The following is a 21,077-nucleotide window of genomic DNA, read 5'->3' as shown; positions in this document are numbered from 1 at the left end:
CAATCTTTCCGTTCCGGAAAGGATTTCCACTGCAGTCGCTGGCGCTACAATTTATCTCTGTTTTTTTATCATGAATTTTTGTAATATGGATCTCTATTAAATCGATTTTTCCATATAGTGGTGAGATGGGATTTTTCCCTCCCAACCTTTTGGATGCCTTGTTTCTTTGATGATAAATCCTAATTTTTGATAGAGGCCAATCGCAGAGGGATTTTCTACAGAAACATCTAAAACGATGGTTTTGTATGCTTGATGATTTTGGATCATAAACTTGATGAGTTGTTTTGCGATCCCTTGGTTTCGATGTGATTCTAATACAGCGATATGACCTAAATACAAACATTTTGATTTAGGTGGTTGTATGACTGTTTCTGTTTTTAAACCACGTGCCATTACCTTTGGTGCCTTCCATTTGTATAAAGTAAGGATTTGTAAGGCAGTTCCCGCTGTCAGAGCTAAAAAACTTGGTTGCGAATATTGTAAGATAGATCCAACCACTTGTCCCTCTTTTTCAGCAACATAGTGATTTGTATACGAGATAGTGTTTCCTCTTTTTGGGTAAGTGGAATTTAAAAAATCAAATGCAGTTAGGTTACCTTCTTGGAAAACAAAATTCCATGCGAGTGGTCCAGAGGAATGGATGAGAGGAACAATATGTTTGATATCCTCGGGTTTTGCATTGCGGATGGTAACGGGGTTTGGTTTCTCTTGGGATGGCATAGTATCGATTGTATTGTTTTTGGACATAGGTATACAATAAAAATTTGTAAAAAAGAAAGAAGGTAACTCTGTTTTTCAAATGGGATACTTCAGCTAACACGCAAACGGGTATATCAATGGCTGATCCTGAATCCTTGCTTGAGGTGAGTTGGTGAGTGATATATGAAATTCTCAAAGACAATATTCGTTAGATTAGAAATATTTTATATTCGACAGATTCCAGATTCTCTCTTAAGTTATAAGAATAGCGAAAAATTAGAATGAACTTAGATAAGTGCGTAAGAAAAACAAACTGGCAAAATATGCAAAAGTTTTTATTTTTTATATTTGCAGCTATTGTTGTTCTCTTGCTGCAAAACTCATGTATAGCATTTGAGTTGAAATGTGCAGATTGTAAACTTAGCGTTGCTTTTATAGACCAAAAATCTTCTGAACTTTTGCGCGTTGTAATCAAAGGCGATAAAGAAAGAATAGAAAAGTTAATCGCTGATGGAGCGAATCCGAATTATTTAGAGGATGAGAAACAACCTATTCTTATGTGGGCCATTTGCGCCAACAGTTTAGAAGGATATGAGGCTCTCCTCAAAGCTGGTGCAGATCCAAATCTGGGAGGGAATTTTCAAAAAGATAGTAAAAGAAATGGGATACCAGAAAATGGATGGTCTAGTATGGTTTACGCTTCCGCACTTTCAAATCCCGCCTTTTTAAAATTGGCAATAAAGTATGGTGGAGACTTGAATGCTCAAAAAGGCAATTCTGGAATAGGGTTTCCCTTGTTAGTTGCGACGAAATTTGGACAATTTGAAAATATTAAAATACTAATTGAGGCAGGTGCTGATATAAATATCCATAATGAGAAATATACTTATTACTCAGCTCCAATTTTAGCTATCACAAGCTATCCTCGATATGATATTGCAATATGGTTACTCGAACACGGTTATAATTTTAAATTAGAGGAATTGGCAGCCATTGTTGAAATCATAGCAGTAAATAAACAATACCAACCAGACAAGGAGCGATTAATTAAAATTTTAGAATCTAAGGGGATCAAATTTCCAATTCCTAACGGTCGTATTGCAAGAGAAGTAAAAAAGCGTAATATTCCTGAAGGTGATGTTATGGATATCGTATATGGGAAGAAGGATACTTGGCAATATCCAGAAAAAAATGATATTCAGGAATGAGTTTAAATTATCTTCTCTAAAAGTATATAAGATAGTTGTAAAATAGATATTTTTTTTCGCGCCCCGGATTGTAGCGGAAATCCTTTGTGTGAACAAAGATTGGAGCGTAAAGCCGGAGATGTGCGCCCCAATCTTTGGAAAACAATTTTAAAAACTGTAGGAGGCAAACACATTGAATAGTTCACGTGTTGCCAATTGTGGACCATTTAAGTTTTGATGGAATGGTCTTCCATATTCGAAACCAAATCTTATGCCAGATAACATTCCTTTGGTGACAAGAAAATTGAGTCCTACAAACCAATCACTCCTCATACCACCTTGCCGATAGGGATCGTTTTGAGGGTCCATTTTGGGGTCAAGTGTTGCATCTAACCCTTGTAAATTGAGCCATCTTTGTTTTGCTACTCTGAAGGAAAAAGACATCGAATCAAATAATAGATACGATATCCAACTTGAGATTTCATAACGATTCCCAAACTTATAATTGTTATCATTTTTTCCCATACGTAAATTTGCCTGTGATAATACTCCCCAAGAAAATCGGTCATATTGTCCGTTGTAGGAAAGTTGTGGGAGTAAATTATAAGTTCCAGTTCCCGGTAACATATTGTAAGGAACTTTTTGTTTTCCCATCATCGGCATATTATCTCGTTCATCAATTGATCCAGTTGGCATGGAAATTCCCATTCCAGTAAAAAAGTTTTGATGGTCTGTTTTGATAAGCCTGTAGGCAGCACTCACACTAACGTCACCAATCCCAGCTGAACTCATAGGAGCGCGATCAAAATTACTAGATAACATTGTCATACGATTTTTGACAACTGGCACCATGAACATAATCATCCATCTGTCTGAGATTGATGTCATAACACTTGCCATATTCATTTCCATCACCATATCTGTTGGCACAGACATATAATTGTATTTGTTCTGAGATAGTGTAGGAATCGTAGTTCCAATCGGCGAACTTGTGATCAAACTACCTGTTGGCATTGCCACTGTTGGATCTGTATAAGGAAAGTACAATGTACCTAAATCAGATAAACCTTTTGTTCCAGATTGTAATCCCCACATCTTCATACCCATATACCGATAATCAATCATCCATTTACCTTTTTCATGAATGTGTGGGTTCATGATGCCTGCAGGTCCAATCATATCAGCTCGATGGTGTGAATGATGATCACCATTTCCATGTTCGTCGTGATTGGAGTGGTCTTCTTCTTCGTTTCCATCTCCGTTTGTGAATTGATGATCTTTCATTTCATCTTCTGTAGAAGTTGTCGGTTTTGAATTTGAATCATTTGTGAATGGCGGATTATTGTTATGTATCGCGTTAGGTGAAGAAGATTCTACTGGAATTTTTATTTCAATTTCAGATCCATCACTAAAAACCAATCGTAATGGTATCATGTCTTTTAGTTTTAGTTGAGATTTGATTCCAAACACCATGATATGAAATCCTTGTGGTGATAACGTAACCGATTTTTTTTTAGGAATGGGGATCTCAGCGACAGGGACCATCTTTTTCCCATATTCACTTTTTTGCATGTCATACAATTCAACTCGATTTGCGACATCTGAAATTGATTGGATCAGTTTTATATCTTTATTTGAAACATTGGATATTGTAAGATAAATGGCAGAATTTGATCCATTTGTATACTTTAAATAAGCATTGGTGATGTTTATATCTCTTGCAATAAGTGGGGAAAAAAGCAGTATGAATATACTGATGATTATTTTTTTAAGTTTCATAAAATTAAGTTTTCCTTTTCCAAAAAAGTCATACTAACGAACATCATCCGTTAGTATGACGAGTGTTTGTAGAGCGGTTTACATTTCTGTATTAGAAACGATGGATCCAATTGTAAATGAAGTGATAGTTGCTCCATTTAAAACAAATCCCAATGAGTTTCCGCCAGTGTAGGCAGGAACATTCATCATTTGCATGATGGGGTAATAAGACATGGATCCTCTTTCTGTGGATGTCAATTCAGCACATGGTTTATTAAATCCATTGAGAAATCGGGAACCACCAGAAGTGTATTGGAAATCTAAACAATATGTGTAGGTTGTTCCAACACTTGGAATAGGAGCAGAAACAGAACCTCCTTTCCCTGTATTCCCATAAACACCTGAAGCATTTTTATATTGTGTTTGTGCACCAGCAAGCAAACGATATGTGGGGCCTGATGTTGGTGTTCCACTTCCATAGGCTATGACATCAATTGAACTTGATGCCGAATTTAAAGTGAATGTTACTTCAATATTGGTTCCTCCTTTGTTAGTCGCCAACATCACATCTGTAGTTGTAGATAGAACAGAGCTTGAAGAAGAACCAGTTGCTCCTTTTGTGATTCCTGATTGGGTTAGGCCCAAATTTGCAAAACCAACTTCATTACAATCGGAAACATTGTACTTAACCCTTGATTTACTTTCAACTTGGGTTAGGTTACTAGGAATTGCTTGTGATTGTGTGATTCCACAATTGGGATTTAAGTTTGATGCAGCAAGAAGAGACAATAGGTTCGTTGTTTCAATGCCAGATTTGTCTGATGTTAAACTACATTGTGTGAAAAATAAACTGATGATACAAATTCGAATTGTTTTTGAGAACATAAAAATACCTTACTAGATTGATCCAAGGTTCCATTGTAAATAGATTCCAAGTGACTTGTTTTACATTCAGCTATCAATAGAGTGAATGAATGACTTAGGTTGAATTAAGTCAAAAGTCTTGGTGGTTTATCAGGAAGATGGTCATAACCAAGAGTCAAAATTAGAGAGATTGAAGATGTTATGGAAAATAAATCGAAGAGAATTCTATTTTGGATTTTAATAGAATTCACATAACTCGGATTCATTGATTGGGATTGAATGATTTTTGTAGCCATTTTTTTCTTGGAGCAGGTACAAGTATGTGTTCCTGATGATTTTTTCAAATGACAGGTCATTCTTTTTTTAGGTGTGGATTCTGAATCATGATGAACTTCGGATTCTGAGTTATGGTTACAATGGCAAACAATAGATAATTGGTACAATGATTGTGCGAAGAGCCCTGATTCCAAAAAAAGGATTTTTCCTAAAAATGGAACCAAGACTAATATCGTGATGATTGTGTTCCAACATTTCCTCATGGTTGGACTTAGTTTGCATTAAAAAAGGAAATCCTTCCATGATCTAAATCAAGATTCTAAAAAATTGAAGAAGTTAGTATTAGATCCTTTTTAAAAATTTCGCTTCTGAAACCGTAAATAAGAGATCAATAGAGGGATACTCACCCATAAGGAAAGGAACAAAATGGTGATTAGAAATACACCTGTCATCCCTAAAGTTTTGAGCAAAATAGCCCCAGAAAAACCAAGTAGAGCTGCTGCACTGGTTTGTAATAAAATGAAAATTCTTACCAAATCAATTGGGTTTAGCAAGATGATGATGAGTGATGGAATTTCAATTGGATAGTCACCAAGATACAAACTGAACATAAACACGATTGCATCAAAGAAGATAAAGAAATACAACCATACTAACAAAGAAATGGTGAGTACGATTTCACCTCTTCTGATAAAAGACGAGGTTAAAAAAGCTAATGCTACAAAAATATTAGTTAAAAAGATTCCAAAAATCAATAGTTCCAAAAATAAAAAAAGAAATTTAGCATCACTCATAAATAAAAAGAAACCAGGGATTCCGAGTCCAAGTAAAAGTCCGATGGATAAAGAAGTTGTAATTCCAAAAAATTTTCCAAAGAATAATGACTTACGTGTAACAGATTTTGACAATAACACTTCGGAAAAAGGCATTGATTCTAAGAATGTCATTCCAGAGAAGGTAATGGAATACAGTGGAATCACAATTAGAGTTAAGTTCATTGTGCTCACAAGTAATCTGATGCCATTTTGGTCTCCAAAAAAACTCAATACTAACATTACAAAGGCTAAGAGTCCTGAATAAATAAAGATCCATCTGCTTCGGATGTTCTCTTTGATTTCGAAAAGTAATATTTCTTTCATACTTTTGTTTTGTATTCCTCATTCCAGAAATGCATCAAAGCTTCGTCCATTGTCACTTTGTTGTTTTTTTCTAGGAAATTTTTAGGTGTATCATCTATCAATATCGATCCCTCAGATAATAATAGAAATCGATCTGCTAATTCTTGTAATTCGGATAGAATATGGGTGGAAAATAATACAAGTGATCCTTGGTTTTTTTGTTCGACCAGTAGATTTTTTAATAAATGTGAAATATAAGGATCCAAACTTGCAGTTGGTTCATCTATCACATATAAGTCTTTTTGCTTTGAAAAACATTGTAAGATACTGATTTTTTGTTTTGTCCCACCGGAGAGGTTGCCAATTTTTTTCTCTTCATGGTGTTTTAAATCAAGTAAATTGAATAATTTTTCAAATCTCGATTCATCAACGGTTTCTAATTTTTTAAAAAATGAAATGAGTTCCTTCACTTTGATATTGGTAGGGAATCGAGGAGTTTGTGGCATATAACCGATTGTATACGAATTTTCTTCTTTCCCATTAAATTGTATGGAACCTTTATTTGGTCGGACGAGGCCAAGGATACCTTTGATCAGAGAACTTTTCCCAGAACCATTTGGACCAATGATGGATACAATGTTTCCAGATGTTACGGTAAAGTTTACATTTTTCACTGCATATGTATTGGATCCGTAACTGATAGATAAATCATTCACTGTTATCATATTCTAACCTTCATTCTAGGTTGTTTGTCTTCAAACTCAATTGGTGTGACGATGGGAAATGCCTTTTCGATACCTTGTAGGAATAATACAACAGGAGATTCATACAAAATCATGAGAAAAGGATAAACAGCAATCCAATAACCAAAGAAGTGAATTGTTTTGTGAGGAACATCTCCAAATTGGTCTAAATTTAAATCATAACCTTCATAATGATCCCAATAGTTATTTAGAAATAGATTGGTTGTTGATTTTGTATTCGTACTAATATCAAAAACGTTTTGAATGAAATTATTATCTTGAATATTGTTATGATCAGTATTGCCTAAAATTTTGATTCCCCATCCGTTATCTATGAAATTGTTTTTTAGGAATTCTATTTTTGTAATACCATCTGCAAATACTGCAATTGTATTACCTTGGAATAAATTTTCAGATAATACACTTTCTGTTATATCTTTTAACAAGATTCCATTCGAACTTTCACCCCAATTTTCGATAAATTGGTTTTTTTCCATAAGAATTCTTTTGCTATACATCACCGCAACACCAGCGGAATTATTTTTGAAAATATTTTTTGTAAATTGATTTTCACTGGAGAACATAAAATGCATTCCATATCTGATATTTTCTTTTGATTCATTGTTCTCAATTTTTAAATGTTCGGAAAATTCTAGGTAAATTCCATCGCGATGTTTTGTTAAGTGATTTCCGATAATTTGATTGTTATGGGATGACCACAAATGAATTCCATTTCCTCCCAAAACTTCGTTTTCCGCATTTCCAATGGAAGAACTATTTTTGATCATACATTCCGATGATTCAGAAAGATAAAAACCATACACATTGTCTTCCAATTCCAAATTTTCGAAATAACAATGGTTCACTTTTTCTGCATACACTCCTGCATATTCAGCCAAATCAGAGATCCCACTTCCAATGATTTTTAAGTTTTGAATTTTCACAAAATCATGGTAGATTCCAAACACATGTTTTTCTTTTAATCCATCAATGGTGACTCCTGGTTCTCCACTTATGGTAATTGATTTTGTGATGGGAATGAATCCTTCCTGGTAAAGTCCTTTTTTGATTTGGATGGTATCTCTTTCACTCGCAACTTGTATCGCTTGTTTGAGAGAGGATATTTGGCATGTTTTGCAAACTGTGATATTTTTACCAATGATTGATGATGGAAATACATGAATGGAGAAGAGTATTAATATAAAAAAAATGTAATTCAATTGGTCTCGTATCTCACTTGAGAATAAGCCATCTCCATCAATTTTGAAAGGGTATTGCATCTTCATGAGATTTGAAAGCGGCTAATCCTCCGCCCATAGGTGATCGAATTTTATTGGTTTGGATGATGATTGCGTTTTCTTTCGGTATCGATTCGTTTGATTGTAAATAATTTGAAACCCAGATTTGTTTTGGTTTAATTTGTTTTTGGTTTATAAACTTATTTGCACATTCTATTGCATCAAAATGAAAACGTTTGCCTTTATATGTAATGATTTGTGTATGAAATCTCATATCAACGATTGACATGGAACAATGGTCACATTTTTTTTCTCCTACTGTGAGAGCCTCTGGTTTCACTTCCCCACAATTGCAGAGAACAACTGTGAGTGTGAAAAAAACAAGTTTCTGTAGTTTAAACCACATTTGACTTTTTCCTTCTTTTTTCATCCCATACGATATAGACAAGTAAGACGAGACTTAAAGCTAAAATCATACCACCATAAGAAGGATAACTACAAGCAGTGATATTTAACATCACTTTACAACCTAGAAGTGGAGGTTGGTAAGCCATTCCTTCAATGATGATAGGAGCATCTGGATTTAAGTTGTGTCCATAATTGTACTCCCATCTCCAAAAATCAAACAAACCAACGAGCCCAACGATGATTAGATTGATGATACCAAGAATTGCCATTCCCACTTTTGGAATTAATTCTGTGATAAAAGCACCAATAATCAAATATGCTAATACATAAGGCATAAAAAGGAGTTCAGGGATTGATTCTGAAATGATTTCTTTCATACCGATGTAGTGATTTAACAAATTGATATTTTTTAAATCATACGGAGTTGCGCCAGTGATTTGATTGATCCATATTTGCATTCCAAGTCCCTCAGGGTATTGAGGTGCAGAAATAGAGATAGCCCAAATTGGAATAAAATAGACCAATACGAGGAATAAACCGACCCCTAAGATTAGGAGTCGGTTTTTTTTACTTAACGTTTGGAAAAGTAAAGCTTTCATATTGATCACGGACTTACACGGATGTATTGTTGCATCTCTTGGTGTAGAGCAGAACAAAAATCAGTGCAATAGAAAGGATAAATTCCTGGTTTAGGAGCTACCCATTTGAAGGTTCTTGTTTCACCTGGCATGATTAGTAAGTTAGTCATGTTAGGTGCACCACCAATTGCGAAACCATGAGGGATATCATAGTCTTGTTCTAGGTTAGTAACATGGAAATACAATGTTTCTCCAGTTCTTGCTTCAATGATATCTGGTTTGAAGTGAGATCTGATGGCAGTCATGTAAATGTGTGTAGTGTTACCTAGTTTTACAATCTTTGCATCATTTTCACTTTTTGTCGCATAAGGGTGTTTATTCTCTTCCAATGGAAATAACTTCGCAGTTTTATCCATGATGAGTTTTGCTGGAATCATTTGTGAATAATGTGGTTCTCCCACAGTTGGAAAATCGGAGAGTAACTCTGCTTTTCCAGAAGAGATATCATAAAGTTGTGCACTCTGTGGTAACTCCATACCTACTGGCAAATAACGATCTTTTGTGATTTTGTTCATCGCAATTAGATATTTACCGTAAGGTTCAGTAGAACTTCCTCCAACAATTGATAAGTGACCAACGCTATAATAAGCTGGTAAGTGTTGGACTACTTCCCATGTTCCGAGTTTCCATTTCACAACTTCTGAGCTCACAAAACAAGAAGTATATGCATAACCTTGGCCATCAAATTCTGTATGAAGTGGTCCAAGACAAGGTTTTTGTACTTCTCCAGCAAGTGTTGATTCATACTTAAGAACTGGAATACCTTCAATTTCAGTGGAGTGATGTTCTTTTTTATCCTTCACTTCCATCATTTTACTGAATGAGTGAACTGGGATTACAGAAGCCAATTTACCTCCACCAACAATGTATTCTCCAGTTGAGTCAACATCGGTTCCATGTGGACTTTTTGGAGTAGGCATGTAGTACATCATACCTGGACAATCCTTTGGATTTAACATTTTGACGCCACTTAACTTTGTTGAGACGGCAGGTTTGTTTTCATCTTTAAAGTTGTTAACGTATTCTCCACCAAAATTATAGGCTTTACCTTGGTCTTTACATTCTTTTGCGCGAACCCAGTTGAATGCTAAGATAAAATCTTTATCTTTTTTCGAAGCACCAACTTCTAACATTTTGTGTGCTTGTTCAGAGTTATAACTACTGAAAAAACACCAGTCATGAGATTTCTTTTTCCCACAATGGGATAGATCATAGTTGAAACCAGGAACTAATACTTGTAATTCGATAGATAGTCTTCCTGAGTTTTTGTCAACTTTTACCATAGTGACAGTTCCTTTGAACCCACCTTTGGAAAAACTATCTATAGAAACATTACTTTGTGGAACTGGAACAGAAAACCGTGTTGCTGCCATCAAGTATTCGGTGTTTTCAGTCGCAAAAGGAGACGCGTGGTTACCAGCAGTGTTTGGAATTTCCAAAATTTCTTTTGTTTCAAAAGACTTTAGATCAATCCTTGCAAGCCTTGGAGTGTTGTTTGCGTTTAAGAACATCCAACGTCCATCTTGTTTTCCATCTGTCATCGAAGCTTCAACGTGATGGCTATCATCCCAAGGAACATATCCATGAGTTGTTTTTAACATGTCTTTAGTTTCTTCGTCAAAACCGTAACCATTTTCTGGAAATACAGAGAACACGGGAATGATTTTGAAAAGTCTAGCGGATGGAATTCCATACACAGACATCTGGCCACTAAATCCACCAGATAAAAAGGCATATACTTCATCCTTTTCTCCTGGAGCTACGTACACTCTAGATGCCGCGTCAGATGCCAATGTGGCTGTTGCAGCACCCTTTTTACAATTTGGTAAAAAAATAAAAAGGGCAATTCCTAGTGTAACAACGATTATGTTTGATTTTTTTAACATATGGTTACCTATTTTAAATCCATTTTACGGAAGTATTCGAGTATCTCTCTCGCTTCTTCCTCTTTCACATTTTGGAATGTCATTTGTACGAGGTGTTCAGCAAGTAACTCTTGTCCAATTGGATCTTTTTGGGTCATCTCCATTGGGTTGAGAATCATATTCATGATCCATTCAGGAGTTCTGCGTAGTGTAACATCTTGAAGAGCCGGACCAACTACCTTTTCTTCAAATTTATGACATGCTGAACACTTTGCTTCAAATTGTTTTTTCCCTCTATCAGCCATTGATTGATCTAATGCACCAATTGTGACTGAAGACACGGGCCCAATACCCTTTGAACCAGCGTTAGATGCAGGTGTTTCTTCTGTTTTCTCACCTCCACAAGCGAAAATTGTTAAAAACGATAAAAGACCCATTGTGATTCCGATTTTTAATCGAATGGATCCTTCTTTTGATTTGTATCGATTCATTGTTACTGCTCCTTTCATTGATAGTGACTTATTTTTTTTCTGGTGGAAGTAACACTGTATCCACAACATGGATGATTCCATTTGCTGCAGGTATGGAAGCAATGATGGTTGCGCCATTGATTAGTGTTTTTCCATTTTTAACGGTTACTTTGGTGTGTGCGCCATTTGCCATTCCAAGTTCATCATCTTTTCCAGTGAATTCAGACTTTAGGATAGCATCTGTTAGGTTTCCAACTACCACATGATACTCTAAAATATTTTTTAACGTATCCTTTTGGCTTGGTTTCAGAAGATCATCGACTGTTCCAGCTGGTAATTTTGCAAAAGCATCATTTGTTGGTGCAAAGACTGTAAAAGGTCCTTGGTTTGCTAGTGAATCAACAAGACCTGCCGCTTGGACGGCTGCAACGAGTGTGGTATGGTCTTTTGATCCAATCGCAATTTTCAGAACATCCTGTTGTGACTTATCATCAGATACAGCAGAGATTCCTTTTCCGGTATCTGCATCGTCACCCTTTCCACAGTTTGTGCCAACAAGAGCAAAACTGAGGAGGATCGTAATCATTGTTATATGTGAGAATCTGTTTTTCATTTGTTTCCGCCCAATTTTTAAATCTAGTATCATTCAATACCAGTCTCAGATGAAATACATTGATCTGGATCAAGCGGAAGAGGGAAGAATTGGTTGATATTTATCAATCGATGGTCTAGTTGAATTGGGAGGTTTTAAGGATTTAAACCTTGTTTCTAAGGGTGTGAGGAAAAAATGGAAAGTAAGAGGTAGTTATGATCGCAAATTGGGATGTTAAATATGAGACCAATATTTCAGAGATTGACTCTCAACATAAAAAACTGTTTCGACTCATCAATCAAATTGAAACCATATATGAGGAAAACAAAACTCATTTATCGAATCATTCAAAGTTACTGATTGATGCAGTTTCAGAATTAGAAGACTATACCATTAGTCATTTTTTGATTGAAGAACGAGTGATGGAGTTGAACCAATACCCAGAATTGGAAGCTCACAAAAAACAACATGATCGTTTTACTGATAAAATATTGGAACTCAAAAAAAGATTAACAACTGGTAATTTAGTAACAAATGATGTCGAATTGAACCAATTCTTTAGCGATTTGATTCAATTTTTGAGACTCTGGTTAACTAATCATATTTTAAAAGAGGATATGAATTATAAACCTTTTATCAAATTAGTTTTATAATTTTTATTAAGAATTGTAAGAAATAGATCTTGCCCACATTAATTTGATAAACATTACAATTGCTAAACAAATGAGTATTTTGGCGACTCGTTCAAAATTGTTTGGCAATTGAGTTATCTTAATCACAAGAAAAAAAACGAAACCAATATTATAAGAATAAAACAGAAACCACGCTTGAAATTGAGAACCTCTTGGTGAATCTGATAAATGTTTGGGAAACATCCAATAGGCAGTTCCCATAATGAATTGAATGAAAAATCCCCAAACCATTAGGGAATAATGTATAGGCAATAAAAACCAAAGAGAATGATCCCATAAAAAAATTTTCTGAGTCATGAGAAGTGCACCTAGTAAGGTACCAAATAGAAAATAAACTAATGAACTTCTCAATAGCCAAACCGATTGAATTGGGAACATAACTTAAGAAGGTTTCCTATTCATAGGTGTAATTCTTGGCCATATCTCTAAGATAAAACATAAGATACCCAAAACTTGTAAAATGATCGAAAGTAAAAATGGTATCTTGACAATTTCTGAATTCCCATTGATAAATGGTTCCGAACAAAATCGAAACAAAAGTCCGAGATTTAAGGAAACAAATGAAATCCAAGATAAAATGGATCCATTTTTAGAGATGGAGTTTTTTCCTTTTGGAAACATCCAAAGTGAGACTCCCATGATGATTTGAGTGATCCACCCAATGGCAATCATATGCCAATAAACTGCTAGAAGTGATACATTGATTTGTAATTCAGGAAATTCGCTCAAGGTATAGATCACAACACCAAACAACAAAAATAACATCCCTGATTTGATAAAGTACCTAGATATTTTTGGCATGTGTCTATATTGGGAATTATTTAGCTTCTGTTTCTAATTCGATTTTATAACCAGCGTGACAAGCGACACAGTTTTTTGTTAGTTCATCCATTTCTTTCAAGAGAGTATGAATCTCTTCTTTTTTGCGAATCTTTGAAGCGATTTCATCAAATTTTTCATGAGTGCCAAAACCTAATTTTTTGAAGGAAACAGGAAGTTTTAACAAAATCGTTTTTTCTTGGTGTTCTAAACTTGTCACAAGTCCCATACCAACTGCGTCTGCAGACTTTGCTGCTTTTTCATAATCTTTCTCTCCAAGACCAGCCAACATACCATTGAGTGCTTCCAATAAGGCTCTCATTTCAGTCAGAACAAGCTGTCGTTCAGCAGGCGTTAAACGAATTGCAGTCCTTGTATCAAGAGACTTTGTAGTATTACCAAAGTAAAAAAAATAACCTATGGTTATCATAGTGAATAACCATAATAAAATTGCAACTTTTGCTAAATGTAGATGTTTCATAAACTTTCCTTTAAATGTATTGTTCTAGTCCTAAATAAATGCTAAAGACACTCATCGATTTTTGATACGAATATTGTATGGGATGTATTTCAGAAGTAGAAAATATAGAGTGTGATAACGTCCAGTCAGAAGTTTTACCTCCAACCGTTTTTTTAGGGAATCCATATTCGCAAGCAATATGAAATGAAGTTTCATTCCATGTGATACTTCCACCTATCGACAAATGATGTTCTATACTCGCGCCTAACATTGGGCTCACACCACTTGCTGGGATAATATTATTTCCGTAACTATAGCCCATTCGTGTTTTGTATTTTTCATTCCATTTGTATTCTGTTCCCAATGCGAGAATCGTTTGATTTCTCCAATTTAAATTAAATTGAAATGCATTTGTTTCTACCCCGATCGGAGTTCTCACCCAAACATCTTCTAATCGAAATTTGCTAGAATTAAAACTTTCAGACCATGGGATATATTTAATGTCCATGTCGATAATCCATCGGTCATTATGATAAGAGATTCCCGCTACATGTTTATCTGGCCAAATCATATAACGAGATACTCTTGTGCCAAAGGATCGTTCTGGCATATAAGAATCTACATGCATGGTTCCATCTAATGGTAATACATTTCGTGAAGTATATGAGTAGGCGATTCTTATGTTTTCAGCTATATCATAAGAAAATCCAATTTTACCTCCAAGGGTAAAAGCTGAATCACTTTGGTATCTGATACCACCAGGAATTGTAAGACTTCTTGTTTCATCTTGATAGGTTCGTTTTAATTGCATAAATCCATAAACAAAATCGAGTCCAAGACCGAATGCAAAATTACCCTTTTTAATTCCAACACCAAATGTTGATTTGACGGTCATGAAGCGAAAGGTTAAGTCTTCTACTGCTGAATTTTTTTCTCCAATGACTGGAATTACCGTATTAAATGTATCATTGAGTGTACGACCATCTGGAGTGAATCGTTTGATATCTTTAAAATGACCACCTCCACCTCCTTGTGCATACAATGCAAAACCGATACTTATGTTTTCAGTGATTGGTTTGATGATCCCTAGATAAGGTAAAACGGCTCTTGGGCTTTCTACAATTCTGTTTTGGTATGATTTTAAAGGATTTTGATCGATATAACTATCGTTATATTCAATTGTTGGAAAATGGAAAGAGGAACCCAATTCCCATTTTGTTCGTTGTACTCTTGCAAGGTGAGACGGATTTGACTCTAAATCCATTACGGATCCACCTACAGCTTGGAATGCCCCACCCATTCCCGCTTGCCTTGCACCAAACGCTGGTTGCATGATCCCTTGGAAAGCTTCTATTGGGGAGGACATATCTGGAATTGTCCCAATCCAGATTAGAATCAATATAAACTTAAAATTGCGACTCGGAATCATTGATTTGAGTCGATTTTCCAGACCATAAGTGTCAAGAGGAATTTCTTCTAAAAGAAGGAGACCCCTCTTGAAGCAAGGATTCCTAAAATTGCAATGAATAAGGAGAGTAATAAATTGAAACGGCCAAAAAAACCAGACATCCTTCGGTATCGTTCATACTGAACGGGATCAGATTCTAAATAGGAAAATGTTTTTGGGCCAGAAACAAAATCATGGTACAAAGATGAGATGAATAAGATTCCAAACAATCCAATCTTAAGGCTAAACATAAAACCAATCGAAGATGTAAAAAAAGTAAAGAGATTGTCCTCTCTTAATAAAACTTTGCTAAATAATATTCCGAAACCAGAGGTGATCAAAATAAAAAATAGGGTGTAGGAAATTTTTCGAAATTGAATGGCAGTTAATTGGAGTAAGGTTAACTTCTGATCTTTTAATTTTTGGTTTCGAATGACAGGCATTACTACTATCACATAGAAGATCATTCCTCCAACCCAGACCATTGCCGAAAGGATATGTAAAATTAAACAAAACAAATAAGTCCACATCGTAGTTTCAAGTTTATGTACGAGAATCTTTTGTCTTTCTATTTTTTATTTTAGAAACACTCTAAGTAGGTGGAATCATATTTTCCTTTTATAGATGGAATTACTTTTTCGAATGGAAAATGTATATGAAATCATTTAGAAACATTCCAGAACTTTTATTACCTGCTGGAAACTTAGATAAGTTAAACATTGCTTATTTGTATGGAGCAGACGCAGTTTATTGTGGAGTACCACGTTATTCATTACGTGCCAGAGAGAATGAATTCTCAATGGAGGATTTACATACAGCAGTCACAATCGCAAGAAACCTAAAGAAAAAAATTTATTTTACAGTTAATAACATACCTCGTAACTCCAAACTTGGTTCTTATCATAAGTATTTAGAACAAATGGCAAGTTTAAAACCAGATGCTTTGATCATGGCGGATCCTGGATTGATTCATATTACCAAAAATGCATACCCTGAATTAGAGATTCATATCTCAGTACAAACAAATACTATGAACTATGCTGCAGTCGAATTTTGGAAATCATATGGTGCCAAAAGAGTCATATTGTCTAGAGAGGTATCAATTCCTGAAATTAAAGAGATAAAAGATAAAGTACCTGATATGGAGATCGAAGTTTTTGTTCATGGTTCAATCTGTATTGCTCATAGCGGAAGGTGTTTTATGAGCAATTATTTTAAAAATCGAGATGCAAACCAAGGATCTTGTAATAATGCATGTCGTGATTTATATAAAGTGTATGTTACAAATCCAAAACAAAATGATGAACCAATGGAACTGATAACTGATGAGGATGGAACATTTTTAATGAATTCCAAGGATCTTCGTGCCATTGAGTTTTTACAAGAGTTATGTGATGCAGGAGTCGATTCACTTAAAGTAGAAGGAAGAACCAAAAATGATTTTTATGTTGGTATGGTTGCCAGAAGTTATCGAAAAACATTAGATGGAATCAAACGTGGAGAGAGTTTTGATCGGAAATGGTTGGAAGAATTGGATAAACTTTCTTCCAGAAAGTATTTTTCAGGTTTTTTAACAAGAGGTATGGAAGACCAAATACCTGTCGAAGAACAAAATTTTCAAAACAATGAGTTCGGAACAAGTCTACAAAAAACTCATCATTACGTAGGACTTGTCAAGGAATACCAACAGAAAAACCAAAGAGTCATCATTGAAGTGAAAAATAAAATTGAAATGGGAGATGTTTTAGAAGTGATTAATCCACGTTCTCTGGATGTTGATTCATTTGTTGTCAATGAAATTTATTACAAAAACAACTTAGTAAATGTAGTGAGTGGAGGAATTGGATTTGCTGAAATTACAGTACCTTTTTCAATCGCAAAACAATCTTTTTTAACCAAACGAATCTCTTAAGATCATCAGTATCAATAGGAGCACCAATCGTCTTCTAACAGGATCATTCCATTCTTGTTGAGAATGAATTGCCTATTGGTTGTTAATGATAATTAGATTGTTTTGATTAGGATTTGTTGTGAAAAAAATAAAATTACCAATTTACCTTCTTATTTTATTCCTCTTCTGGAGCTGTGGAAATGCACAAGAGGAAAGTGTGTCCGTAACATCGGAAGATAGAAAAATTGCGAGTGCGTCTGCTGAAAAAAAAGTTGCTCCGAGTTCTCCTTCTTTGGAAGAAAGTTCCGATTCCACTCCGCAGATGAAGGAAACTACGATAGGGCCTGTTTTCCTTCCGATTCAAAATAACCAAGATCGTTTATTGGAATTCCAAGTGGATTTAACGTATCAAACAAAAGATTTAATCAAAACCAGGAAAGATTTTTTGTTATTCGTGAGTAAGTATGGGTTCATTGAAAATAGTTCTGCAATGAATTCGGAATCACCTTATATGAATGTGAAAATGCACATTCGTTCTGACAAACTATACGATGCATTATTGGAATTAGATACATATGGCACATTACTAAGTGAAAATATAAGCACGGTTGATCACACCGAGGGAATGGTTTGGGAGAAAATTAAAACCAACCGAGAAAAAATTCGTTACCAAAGAAGGGTATCTGCCAATCACCAAACAACCGGTAATTCAAGGAATTGGTCTGCAATTGAAGAAACAATTACGGAGAGTGAAAATGAGATCGACCAAACAGAACTTCAAATCTGGAAAATTAATGATAAGGTAAAATGGGCTACCTTAAATGTCAGCTTTAGCATCCCCACACCTGCTGACAAAATTATCGTACCCCAATACCAAAATGCATTCGTAGGGATTTTGAATTTGTTTTTAGAACTCACATATGTTCTTGTTTGGATGATCCCAGCTTTTTTATTGATTGGTTTATTGTACCTTCCGGCAAGGAAAGTACTGAATTGGATCAGAAAAAAGGATTAACCAAACATTTCATTCAGTTCCACAGGATTGTGAATTGATGTTAAATGCTTTTTTTTCATCTAAATCAGAGATGGTTTTTGCATAATCACTCTGTAATTTAAAACATCCCATGCGATTTTGTTTGGTGGCATTTTTCATACAATCACAAACGATTTTAGTTTTTTCTTCTGTAGTCAAATTTGGATTTGCCTGCGGAAGACCAGCTAATTCTTGTTCGCAGGAATTTAGGGAATTTAAATAACCTTTATGTTGTTTTGAGCCTTTTTTTAAGGCTTTGACATGTTTTTCTCTTAATTCTAAACAAGATTTTTTATCCGCTTCATTTTGCGAAGTTTTTGCATTTTTCAGACATTCACACATCTCTTTTGCCTTTTTCTCAGCATTGGCAAAAACAATGGTTGGGATCAGAAGAAATAAGAATAGGATCGTAGATTTTTTCATAACTTGGTTTGTAGCCTGATTATTTGGTATGTCAATCTAGATTTTATGGATTCAATTAGAGAACGTAATTCAAATAAATAACCAATCTTCCCGATTCAGAAAATCAAGTTTGATTGTTTTATGTTTCCTTTAAGAAAGGAGGTGATTTGGTTTTAATCATCACATAGTTTTTCGTCTGTGAATACTGATTGCATTTCCCCAGAATCGTGTTCCACTATGGTTTGCGTGTTTCTATTCATTCGAAAGGGAACTCATTTACTTTTTTATGGTCAAAATTTTACTCATCGAAGATGAACCAGGTATACAAGAAACCATTCAAATTACTTTAGAGTCTGAAGGATTTAAACTAACAATTGCGTCCACAGGATCAGAAGGACTCAAAATGGTGACAGCTGATATCTCAATTGTGATCTTAGACATTGGTTTGCCTGACTTAAATGGATTTGAAGTTCTAAAATTGATACGTCAAAAATACCAAATCCCAGTGATATTTTTAACAGCACGAAACTCCGAAATTGATAAGGTACTTGGATTGGAAATTGGAGCTGATGATTATATTGTAAAACCATTTAGTCCGAGAGAACTATTGGCAAGGATTAGAGCTATCCTTAGACGAACACAAAATCCCGTGTCTAGTGAACAAATATCCAATCAAAAAATTAGGATCTCTTTAGATAAAAAACTAGTTTATTACAATGGAAATTCGTTGAATTTATCACCTTACGAATACAAAACGATGGAATTATTTTTTAAGTGGCCTGGAAGGATTTTTACTAGAGAAGAAATTATGGACATTGTTTGGACAGAACCTGAAGATAGTTTTGATCGTGCAGTGGATACTGTGATTAAAAATATTAGAGCTAGATTTAAAGAATTAGATCCCAATTTTGATCCAATCGAAACGAGAAGAGGTCAAGGATACGAATTAAAGGAAACCATATGAATCTTTGGTTACGAATTATCATCAGTTTTTTTTTATCTTATCAATCGGTTTTTATTACTTAATCGATAAAACCGAAGAATCAATTCGTCCTCGATATATGGAAACTATCGAGGAATCATTAAACGACACAACTCATGTTCTTTCTGCAATTGTTGAAGAACGAATCAATTCAAATCCAAATGAAAGGTTCCATCTTAAATCTTTAGTTGAATCATTATTTAGAAAACCATTTCAAAATGTGCGTAATCGCAGTTTTGAAGCAAAAATTTATTCATTATTAAAAACAAATGCAGATCTTCAAATATACATTACTGATGCATATGGAATCGTGATTTTTGATTCTGAGAGTTATCGTGAGGGCCTTGACTATTCCAAATACAATGATGTTTATTTAACTTTAAAAGGAAAATATGGAGTTAGATCCAGTAAAATGATCGAAACAGAAAAAGAAGGAGCATTGTTCATTGCCTCTCCCATTCGTTTTCAGAATCAGATTATTGGTGTATTAACAGTCATCAAACCGAAAATAGGTGTCATTCCATTCATCGAAGAAGCAAAACATAAATTTTGGCGAATCTCATTACTCGTCGCCTCGTCCATTGCCATTGTATTTAGTTTACTTGCTTATATTAGTTTTCGCCCGATTTTACGTTTGTCTCAATATATTACGGCCTTACGTAATAAGGAGAAAAATCCGTTCCCAAAATTAGGGATGAAGGAACTAAACGAGTTGGGAAAAGAAGTAGATCAATTGGTAGTTGAGTTGGAAGGAAAAAAATATGTAGAGTCATATGTGCAAACTTTAACTCATGAAGTGAAAAGTCCTTTGTCTTCGATACTTGCGGCAGTAGAACTAATACAGTCTCATCCAAATGAGATGGATCGCCTAACAAAAACAATTGATTCGGAGGCGAAACGGATCCAAAATCTTATCGATCAGTTATTGGAATTATCTTCATTGGAAGGTAAAAATTCAATCGAATTAAATGATACGATTGATTTGGTTTCTTTTTTAAATGAAATATTGTTTCGTTTTGAAATTGAATTAGAAAGAAAATCTTTATCACTTAAAAAAATATTTCCAGAAGTTTCAGTTATGATCAAAGGAAATCAAAACTACCTACGGATGGCCATAGAAAATATAATTCGAAATTCTATCGATTTTGCAAATCAAAATGATTTGATTACCATACATTTAGAATCTACTTCCAATCTTCAAACAAAATTAATCATTTCTGACCAGGGGCAATTGATACCTGAATTTGCATTAACAAAAGTTACAGATAAATTTTTTTCCTTACCTAGACCAATTGGCCAGAGAAAAAGTTCTGGTCTTGGATTAAGTATCGTAAAAGAAATTTTAGATTTTCACAAAGCAGAATTGAAGATACAAAATAGGTCTCCGAAGGGAGTGGAAGTGAGCATTTTGTTCCAAAAATAGTAATGCTCACACAATCCTCACATTGCCATCATAATTTGCTCACTAGTTTCAGTTACAGTAAATCTGTAGGAG

The 21,077-nt window shown here is 34.7% G+C and carries 24 protein-coding genes; 6 read left to right on the top strand and 18 right to left on the bottom strand.

All coding sequences use genetic code 11. The features are described from left to right. Positions 1-96: 96 nt before the first annotated feature. Positions 97-747 (bottom strand): GNAT family N-acetyltransferase, encoded by a 651-nt coding sequence (locus CH354_RS03370; RefSeq protein ID WP_243395946.1) that lies wholly within the window; start codon positions 745-747, stop codon positions 97-99. 233 nt (positions 748-980) lie between these two features. Here CH354_RS03370 and CH354_RS03365 point away from each other — a divergent pair, with 233 nt between their 5' ends. After that, the gene (locus tag CH354_RS03365; protein ID WP_100726001.1) at positions 981-1,907 is read left to right on the top strand and encodes an ankyrin repeat domain-containing protein; all 927 of its coding nucleotides are present in this window, start codon (positions 981-983) and stop codon (positions 1,905-1,907) included. Between the two features lie 147 nt (positions 1,908-2,054). Here the strand turns inward: CH354_RS03365 and CH354_RS03360 are convergent, their stop codons facing one another. From CH354_RS03360 to CH354_RS03310, 11 genes are all read right to left on the bottom strand, one after another. Further along, on the bottom strand, positions 2,055-3,665 hold the full coding sequence (locus CH354_RS03360; RefSeq protein WP_100726002.1) for a copper chaperone PCu(A)C domain-containing protein: 1,611 nt from the start codon (positions 3,663-3,665) through the stop codon (positions 2,055-2,057). Positions 3,666-3,743: 78 nt separating this feature from the next. Beyond that, positions 3,744-4,529 (bottom strand): hypothetical protein, encoded by a 786-nt coding sequence (locus CH354_RS03355; protein WP_100726003.1) that lies wholly within the window; start codon positions 4,527-4,529, stop codon positions 3,744-3,746. Positions 4,530-4,633: 104 nt separating this feature from the next. Then, on the bottom strand, positions 4,634-5,047 hold the full coding sequence (locus CH354_RS18525; RefSeq protein WP_100726004.1) for an LIC_11090 family protein: 414 nt from the start codon (positions 5,045-5,047) through the stop codon (positions 4,634-4,636). A gap of 90 nt (positions 5,048-5,137) precedes the next feature. Continuing rightward, positions 5,138-5,923, bottom strand: coding sequence for an ABC transporter permease subunit (locus CH354_RS03345; protein ID WP_100726005.1), 786 nt, complete (start codon positions 5,921-5,923; stop codon positions 5,138-5,140). After that, positions 5,920-6,627 (bottom strand): ABC transporter ATP-binding protein, encoded by a 708-nt coding sequence (locus CH354_RS03340; RefSeq protein WP_100726006.1) that lies wholly within the window; start codon positions 6,625-6,627, stop codon positions 5,920-5,922. The genes CH354_RS03345 and CH354_RS03340 overlap by 4 nt, the downstream gene beginning before the upstream one ends. Further along, the gene (locus CH354_RS03335) at positions 6,624-7,925 is read right to left on the bottom strand and encodes a nitrous oxide reductase family maturation protein NosD (protein WP_100726007.1); all 1,302 of its coding nucleotides are present in this window, start codon (positions 7,923-7,925) and stop codon (positions 6,624-6,626) included. The genes CH354_RS03340 and CH354_RS03335 overlap by 4 nt, the downstream gene beginning before the upstream one ends. Continuing rightward, entirely contained in the window at positions 7,903-8,289 is a 387-nt protein-coding gene (locus tag CH354_RS03330) for a nitrous oxide reductase accessory protein NosL (RefSeq protein WP_100726008.1), read from the bottom strand. The genes CH354_RS03335 and CH354_RS03330 overlap by 23 nt, the downstream gene beginning before the upstream one ends. Next, complete coding sequence (locus tag CH354_RS03325; protein WP_100726009.1) at positions 8,279-8,890, bottom strand: hypothetical protein; 612 nt, start codon at positions 8,888-8,890, stop codon at positions 8,279-8,281. Before CH354_RS03325 ends, CH354_RS03330 begins: the two co-directional genes overlap by 11 nt. A 5-nt stretch (positions 8,891-8,895) precedes the next feature. After that, positions 8,896-10,815, bottom strand: coding sequence for a Sec-dependent nitrous-oxide reductase (nosZ, locus tag CH354_RS03320; RefSeq protein ID WP_100726010.1), 1,920 nt, complete (start codon positions 10,813-10,815; stop codon positions 8,896-8,898). Positions 10,816-10,823: 8 nt separating this feature from the next. Next, positions 10,824-11,231 carry a c-type cytochrome gene (locus tag CH354_RS03315; protein WP_100726415.1) on the bottom strand — a complete coding sequence of 136 codons (408 nt, stop codon included), beginning with the start codon at positions 11,229-11,231 and terminating at the stop codon, positions 10,824-10,826. Between the two features lie 82 nt (positions 11,232-11,313). Continuing rightward, positions 11,314-11,877 carry a fasciclin domain-containing protein gene (locus CH354_RS03310; protein WP_243395945.1) on the bottom strand — a complete coding sequence of 188 codons (564 nt, stop codon included), beginning with the start codon at positions 11,875-11,877 and terminating at the stop codon, positions 11,314-11,316. 194 nt (positions 11,878-12,071) lie between these two features. Between CH354_RS03310 and CH354_RS03305 the strand changes: the two genes are divergently transcribed. Continuing rightward, positions 12,072-12,509 carry a bacteriohemerythrin gene (locus CH354_RS03305; RefSeq protein ID WP_100726012.1) on the top strand — a complete coding sequence of 146 codons (438 nt, stop codon included), beginning with the start codon at positions 12,072-12,074 and terminating at the stop codon, positions 12,507-12,509. A 6-nt stretch (positions 12,510-12,515) separates the two neighbouring features. Here CH354_RS03305 and CH354_RS03300 read toward each other — a convergent pair whose 3' ends face one another. Genes CH354_RS03300 through CH354_RS03280 form a run of 5 tightly spaced genes read right to left on the bottom strand, consistent with a single transcriptional unit; the run spans position 12,516 to position 15,729 of the window. Beyond that, entirely contained in the window at positions 12,516-12,926 is a 411-nt protein-coding gene (locus tag CH354_RS03300; RefSeq protein ID WP_100726013.1) for a heme-copper oxidase family protein, read from the bottom strand. Positions 12,927-12,929: 3 nt separating this feature from the next. After that, positions 12,930-13,349, bottom strand: a complete 420-nt coding sequence (locus CH354_RS03295) for a hypothetical protein (protein ID WP_100726014.1) — start codon at positions 13,347-13,349, stop codon at positions 12,930-12,932. Positions 13,350-13,365: 16 nt separating this feature from the next. Next, the gene (locus tag CH354_RS03290; protein WP_100726015.1) at positions 13,366-13,848 is read right to left on the bottom strand and encodes a hypothetical protein; all 483 of its coding nucleotides are present in this window, start codon (positions 13,846-13,848) and stop codon (positions 13,366-13,368) included. 10 nt (positions 13,849-13,858) lie between these two features. Then, positions 13,859-15,256 (bottom strand): OmpP1/FadL family transporter, encoded by a 1,398-nt coding sequence (locus tag CH354_RS03285; protein WP_100726016.1) that lies wholly within the window; start codon positions 15,254-15,256, stop codon positions 13,859-13,861. A 47-nt stretch (positions 15,257-15,303) separates the two neighbouring features. Then, entirely contained in the window at positions 15,304-15,729 is a 426-nt protein-coding gene (locus CH354_RS03280) for a hypothetical protein (RefSeq protein WP_243395944.1), read from the bottom strand. 200 nt (positions 15,730-15,929) lie between these two features. On the opposite strand from CH354_RS03280, the gene CH354_RS03275 reads away from it, so the two are divergent. Continuing rightward, complete coding sequence (locus CH354_RS03275) at positions 15,930-17,186, top strand: U32 family peptidase C-terminal domain-containing protein (RefSeq protein WP_100726018.1); 1,257 nt, start codon at positions 15,930-15,932, stop codon at positions 17,184-17,186. A 118-nt stretch (positions 17,187-17,304) separates the two neighbouring features. Next, on the top strand, positions 17,305-18,180 hold the full coding sequence (locus CH354_RS03270) for a DUF4349 domain-containing protein (RefSeq protein WP_207762646.1): 876 nt from the start codon (positions 17,305-17,307) through the stop codon (positions 18,178-18,180). A gap of 9 nt (positions 18,181-18,189) precedes the next feature. Here the strand turns inward: CH354_RS03270 and CH354_RS03265 are convergent, their stop codons facing one another. Beyond that, positions 18,190-18,621, bottom strand: coding sequence for a hypothetical protein (locus CH354_RS03265; RefSeq protein WP_100726019.1), 432 nt, complete (start codon positions 18,619-18,621; stop codon positions 18,190-18,192). Positions 18,622-18,886: 265 nt separating this feature from the next. On the opposite strand from CH354_RS03265, the gene CH354_RS03260 reads away from it, so the two are divergent. Together CH354_RS03260 and creC are read left to right on the top strand one after the other, a co-directional pair. Continuing rightward, the gene (locus CH354_RS03260; RefSeq protein ID WP_100766278.1) at positions 18,887-19,564 is read left to right on the top strand and encodes a response regulator; all 678 of its coding nucleotides are present in this window, start codon (positions 18,887-18,889) and stop codon (positions 19,562-19,564) included. A 4-nt stretch (positions 19,565-19,568) separates the two neighbouring features. Further along, entirely contained in the window at positions 19,569-21,005 is a 1,437-nt protein-coding gene (gene creC, locus CH354_RS03255; RefSeq protein WP_100726021.1) for a two-component system sensor histidine kinase CreC, read from the top strand. The last annotated feature ends 72 nt before the right edge of the window (positions 21,006-21,077 follow it).

The organism is Leptospira levettii, assembly GCF_002812085.1.
Classification (GTDB): Bacteria; Spirochaetota; Leptospiria; order Leptospirales; family Leptospiraceae; genus Leptospira_A; species Leptospira_A levettii.
This window is presented reverse-complemented; position numbering and strand designations above follow the sequence as displayed.

Excerpts from the sequence above, each read along its gene's own strand:
- CH354_RS03315 (WP_100726415.1), bottom strand. The coding sequence starts at position 11,231 with ATGGGTCTTTTATCGTTTTTAACAATTTTCGCTTGTGGAGGTGAGAAA.
- CH354_RS18525 (WP_100726004.1), bottom strand. The coding sequence starts at position 5,047 with ATGAGGAAATGTTGGAACACAATCATCACGATATTAGTCTTGGTTCCA.
- CH354_RS03275 (WP_100726018.1), top strand. The coding sequence starts at position 15,930 with ATGAAATCATTTAGAAACATTCCAGAACTTTTATTACCTGCTGGAAAC.
- CH354_RS03295 (WP_100726014.1), bottom strand. The coding sequence starts at position 13,349 with ATGCCAAAAATATCTAGGTACTTTATCAAATCAGGGATGTTATTTTTG.
- CH354_RS03330 (WP_100726008.1), bottom strand. The coding sequence starts at position 8,289 with ATGTGGTTTAAACTACAGAAACTTGTTTTTTTCACACTCACAGTTGTT.
- CH354_RS03360 (WP_100726002.1), bottom strand. The coding sequence starts at position 3,665 with ATGAAACTTAAAAAAATAATCATCAGTATATTCATACTGCTTTTTTCC.
- CH354_RS03345 (WP_100726005.1), bottom strand. The coding sequence starts at position 5,923 with ATGAAAGAAATATTACTTTTCGAAATCAAAGAGAACATCCGAAGCAGA.
- CH354_RS03340 (WP_100726006.1), bottom strand. The coding sequence starts at position 6,627 with ATGATAACAGTGAATGATTTATCTATCAGTTACGGATCCAATACATAT.
- CH354_RS03265 (WP_100726019.1), bottom strand. The coding sequence starts at position 18,621 with ATGAAAAAATCTACGATCCTATTCTTATTTCTTCTGATCCCAACCATT.
- CH354_RS03290 (WP_100726015.1), bottom strand. The coding sequence starts at position 13,848 with ATGAAACATCTACATTTAGCAAAAGTTGCAATTTTATTATGGTTATTC.
- CH354_RS03365 (WP_100726001.1), top strand. The coding sequence starts at position 981 with ATGAACTTAGATAAGTGCGTAAGAAAAACAAACTGGCAAAATATGCAA.
- CH354_RS03370 (WP_243395946.1), bottom strand. The coding sequence starts at position 747 with ATGTCCAAAAACAATACAATCGATACTATGCCATCCCAAGAGAAACCA.
- CH354_RS03355 (WP_100726003.1), bottom strand. The coding sequence starts at position 4,529 with ATGTTCTCAAAAACAATTCGAATTTGTATCATCAGTTTATTTTTCACA.
- CH354_RS03310 (WP_243395945.1), bottom strand. The coding sequence starts at position 11,877 with ATGAAAAACAGATTCTCACATATAACAATGATTACGATCCTCCTCAGT.
- CH354_RS03285 (WP_100726016.1), bottom strand. The coding sequence starts at position 15,256 with ATGATTCCGAGTCGCAATTTTAAGTTTATATTGATTCTAATCTGGATT.
- CH354_RS03325 (WP_100726009.1), bottom strand. The coding sequence starts at position 8,890 with ATGAAAGCTTTACTTTTCCAAACGTTAAGTAAAAAAAACCGACTCCTA.
- nosZ (WP_100726010.1), bottom strand. The coding sequence starts at position 10,815 with ATGTTAAAAAAATCAAACATAATCGTTGTTACACTAGGAATTGCCCTT.
- CH354_RS03300 (WP_100726013.1), bottom strand. The coding sequence starts at position 12,926 with ATGTTCCCAATTCAATCGGTTTGGCTATTGAGAAGTTCATTAGTTTAT.
- CH354_RS03260 (WP_100766278.1), top strand. The coding sequence starts at position 18,887 with ATGGTCAAAATTTTACTCATCGAAGATGAACCAGGTATACAAGAAACC.
- CH354_RS03335 (WP_100726007.1), bottom strand. The coding sequence starts at position 7,925 with ATGCAATACCCTTTCAAAATTGATGGAGATGGCTTATTCTCAAGTGAG.
- CH354_RS03305 (WP_100726012.1), top strand. The coding sequence starts at position 12,072 with ATGATCGCAAATTGGGATGTTAAATATGAGACCAATATTTCAGAGATT.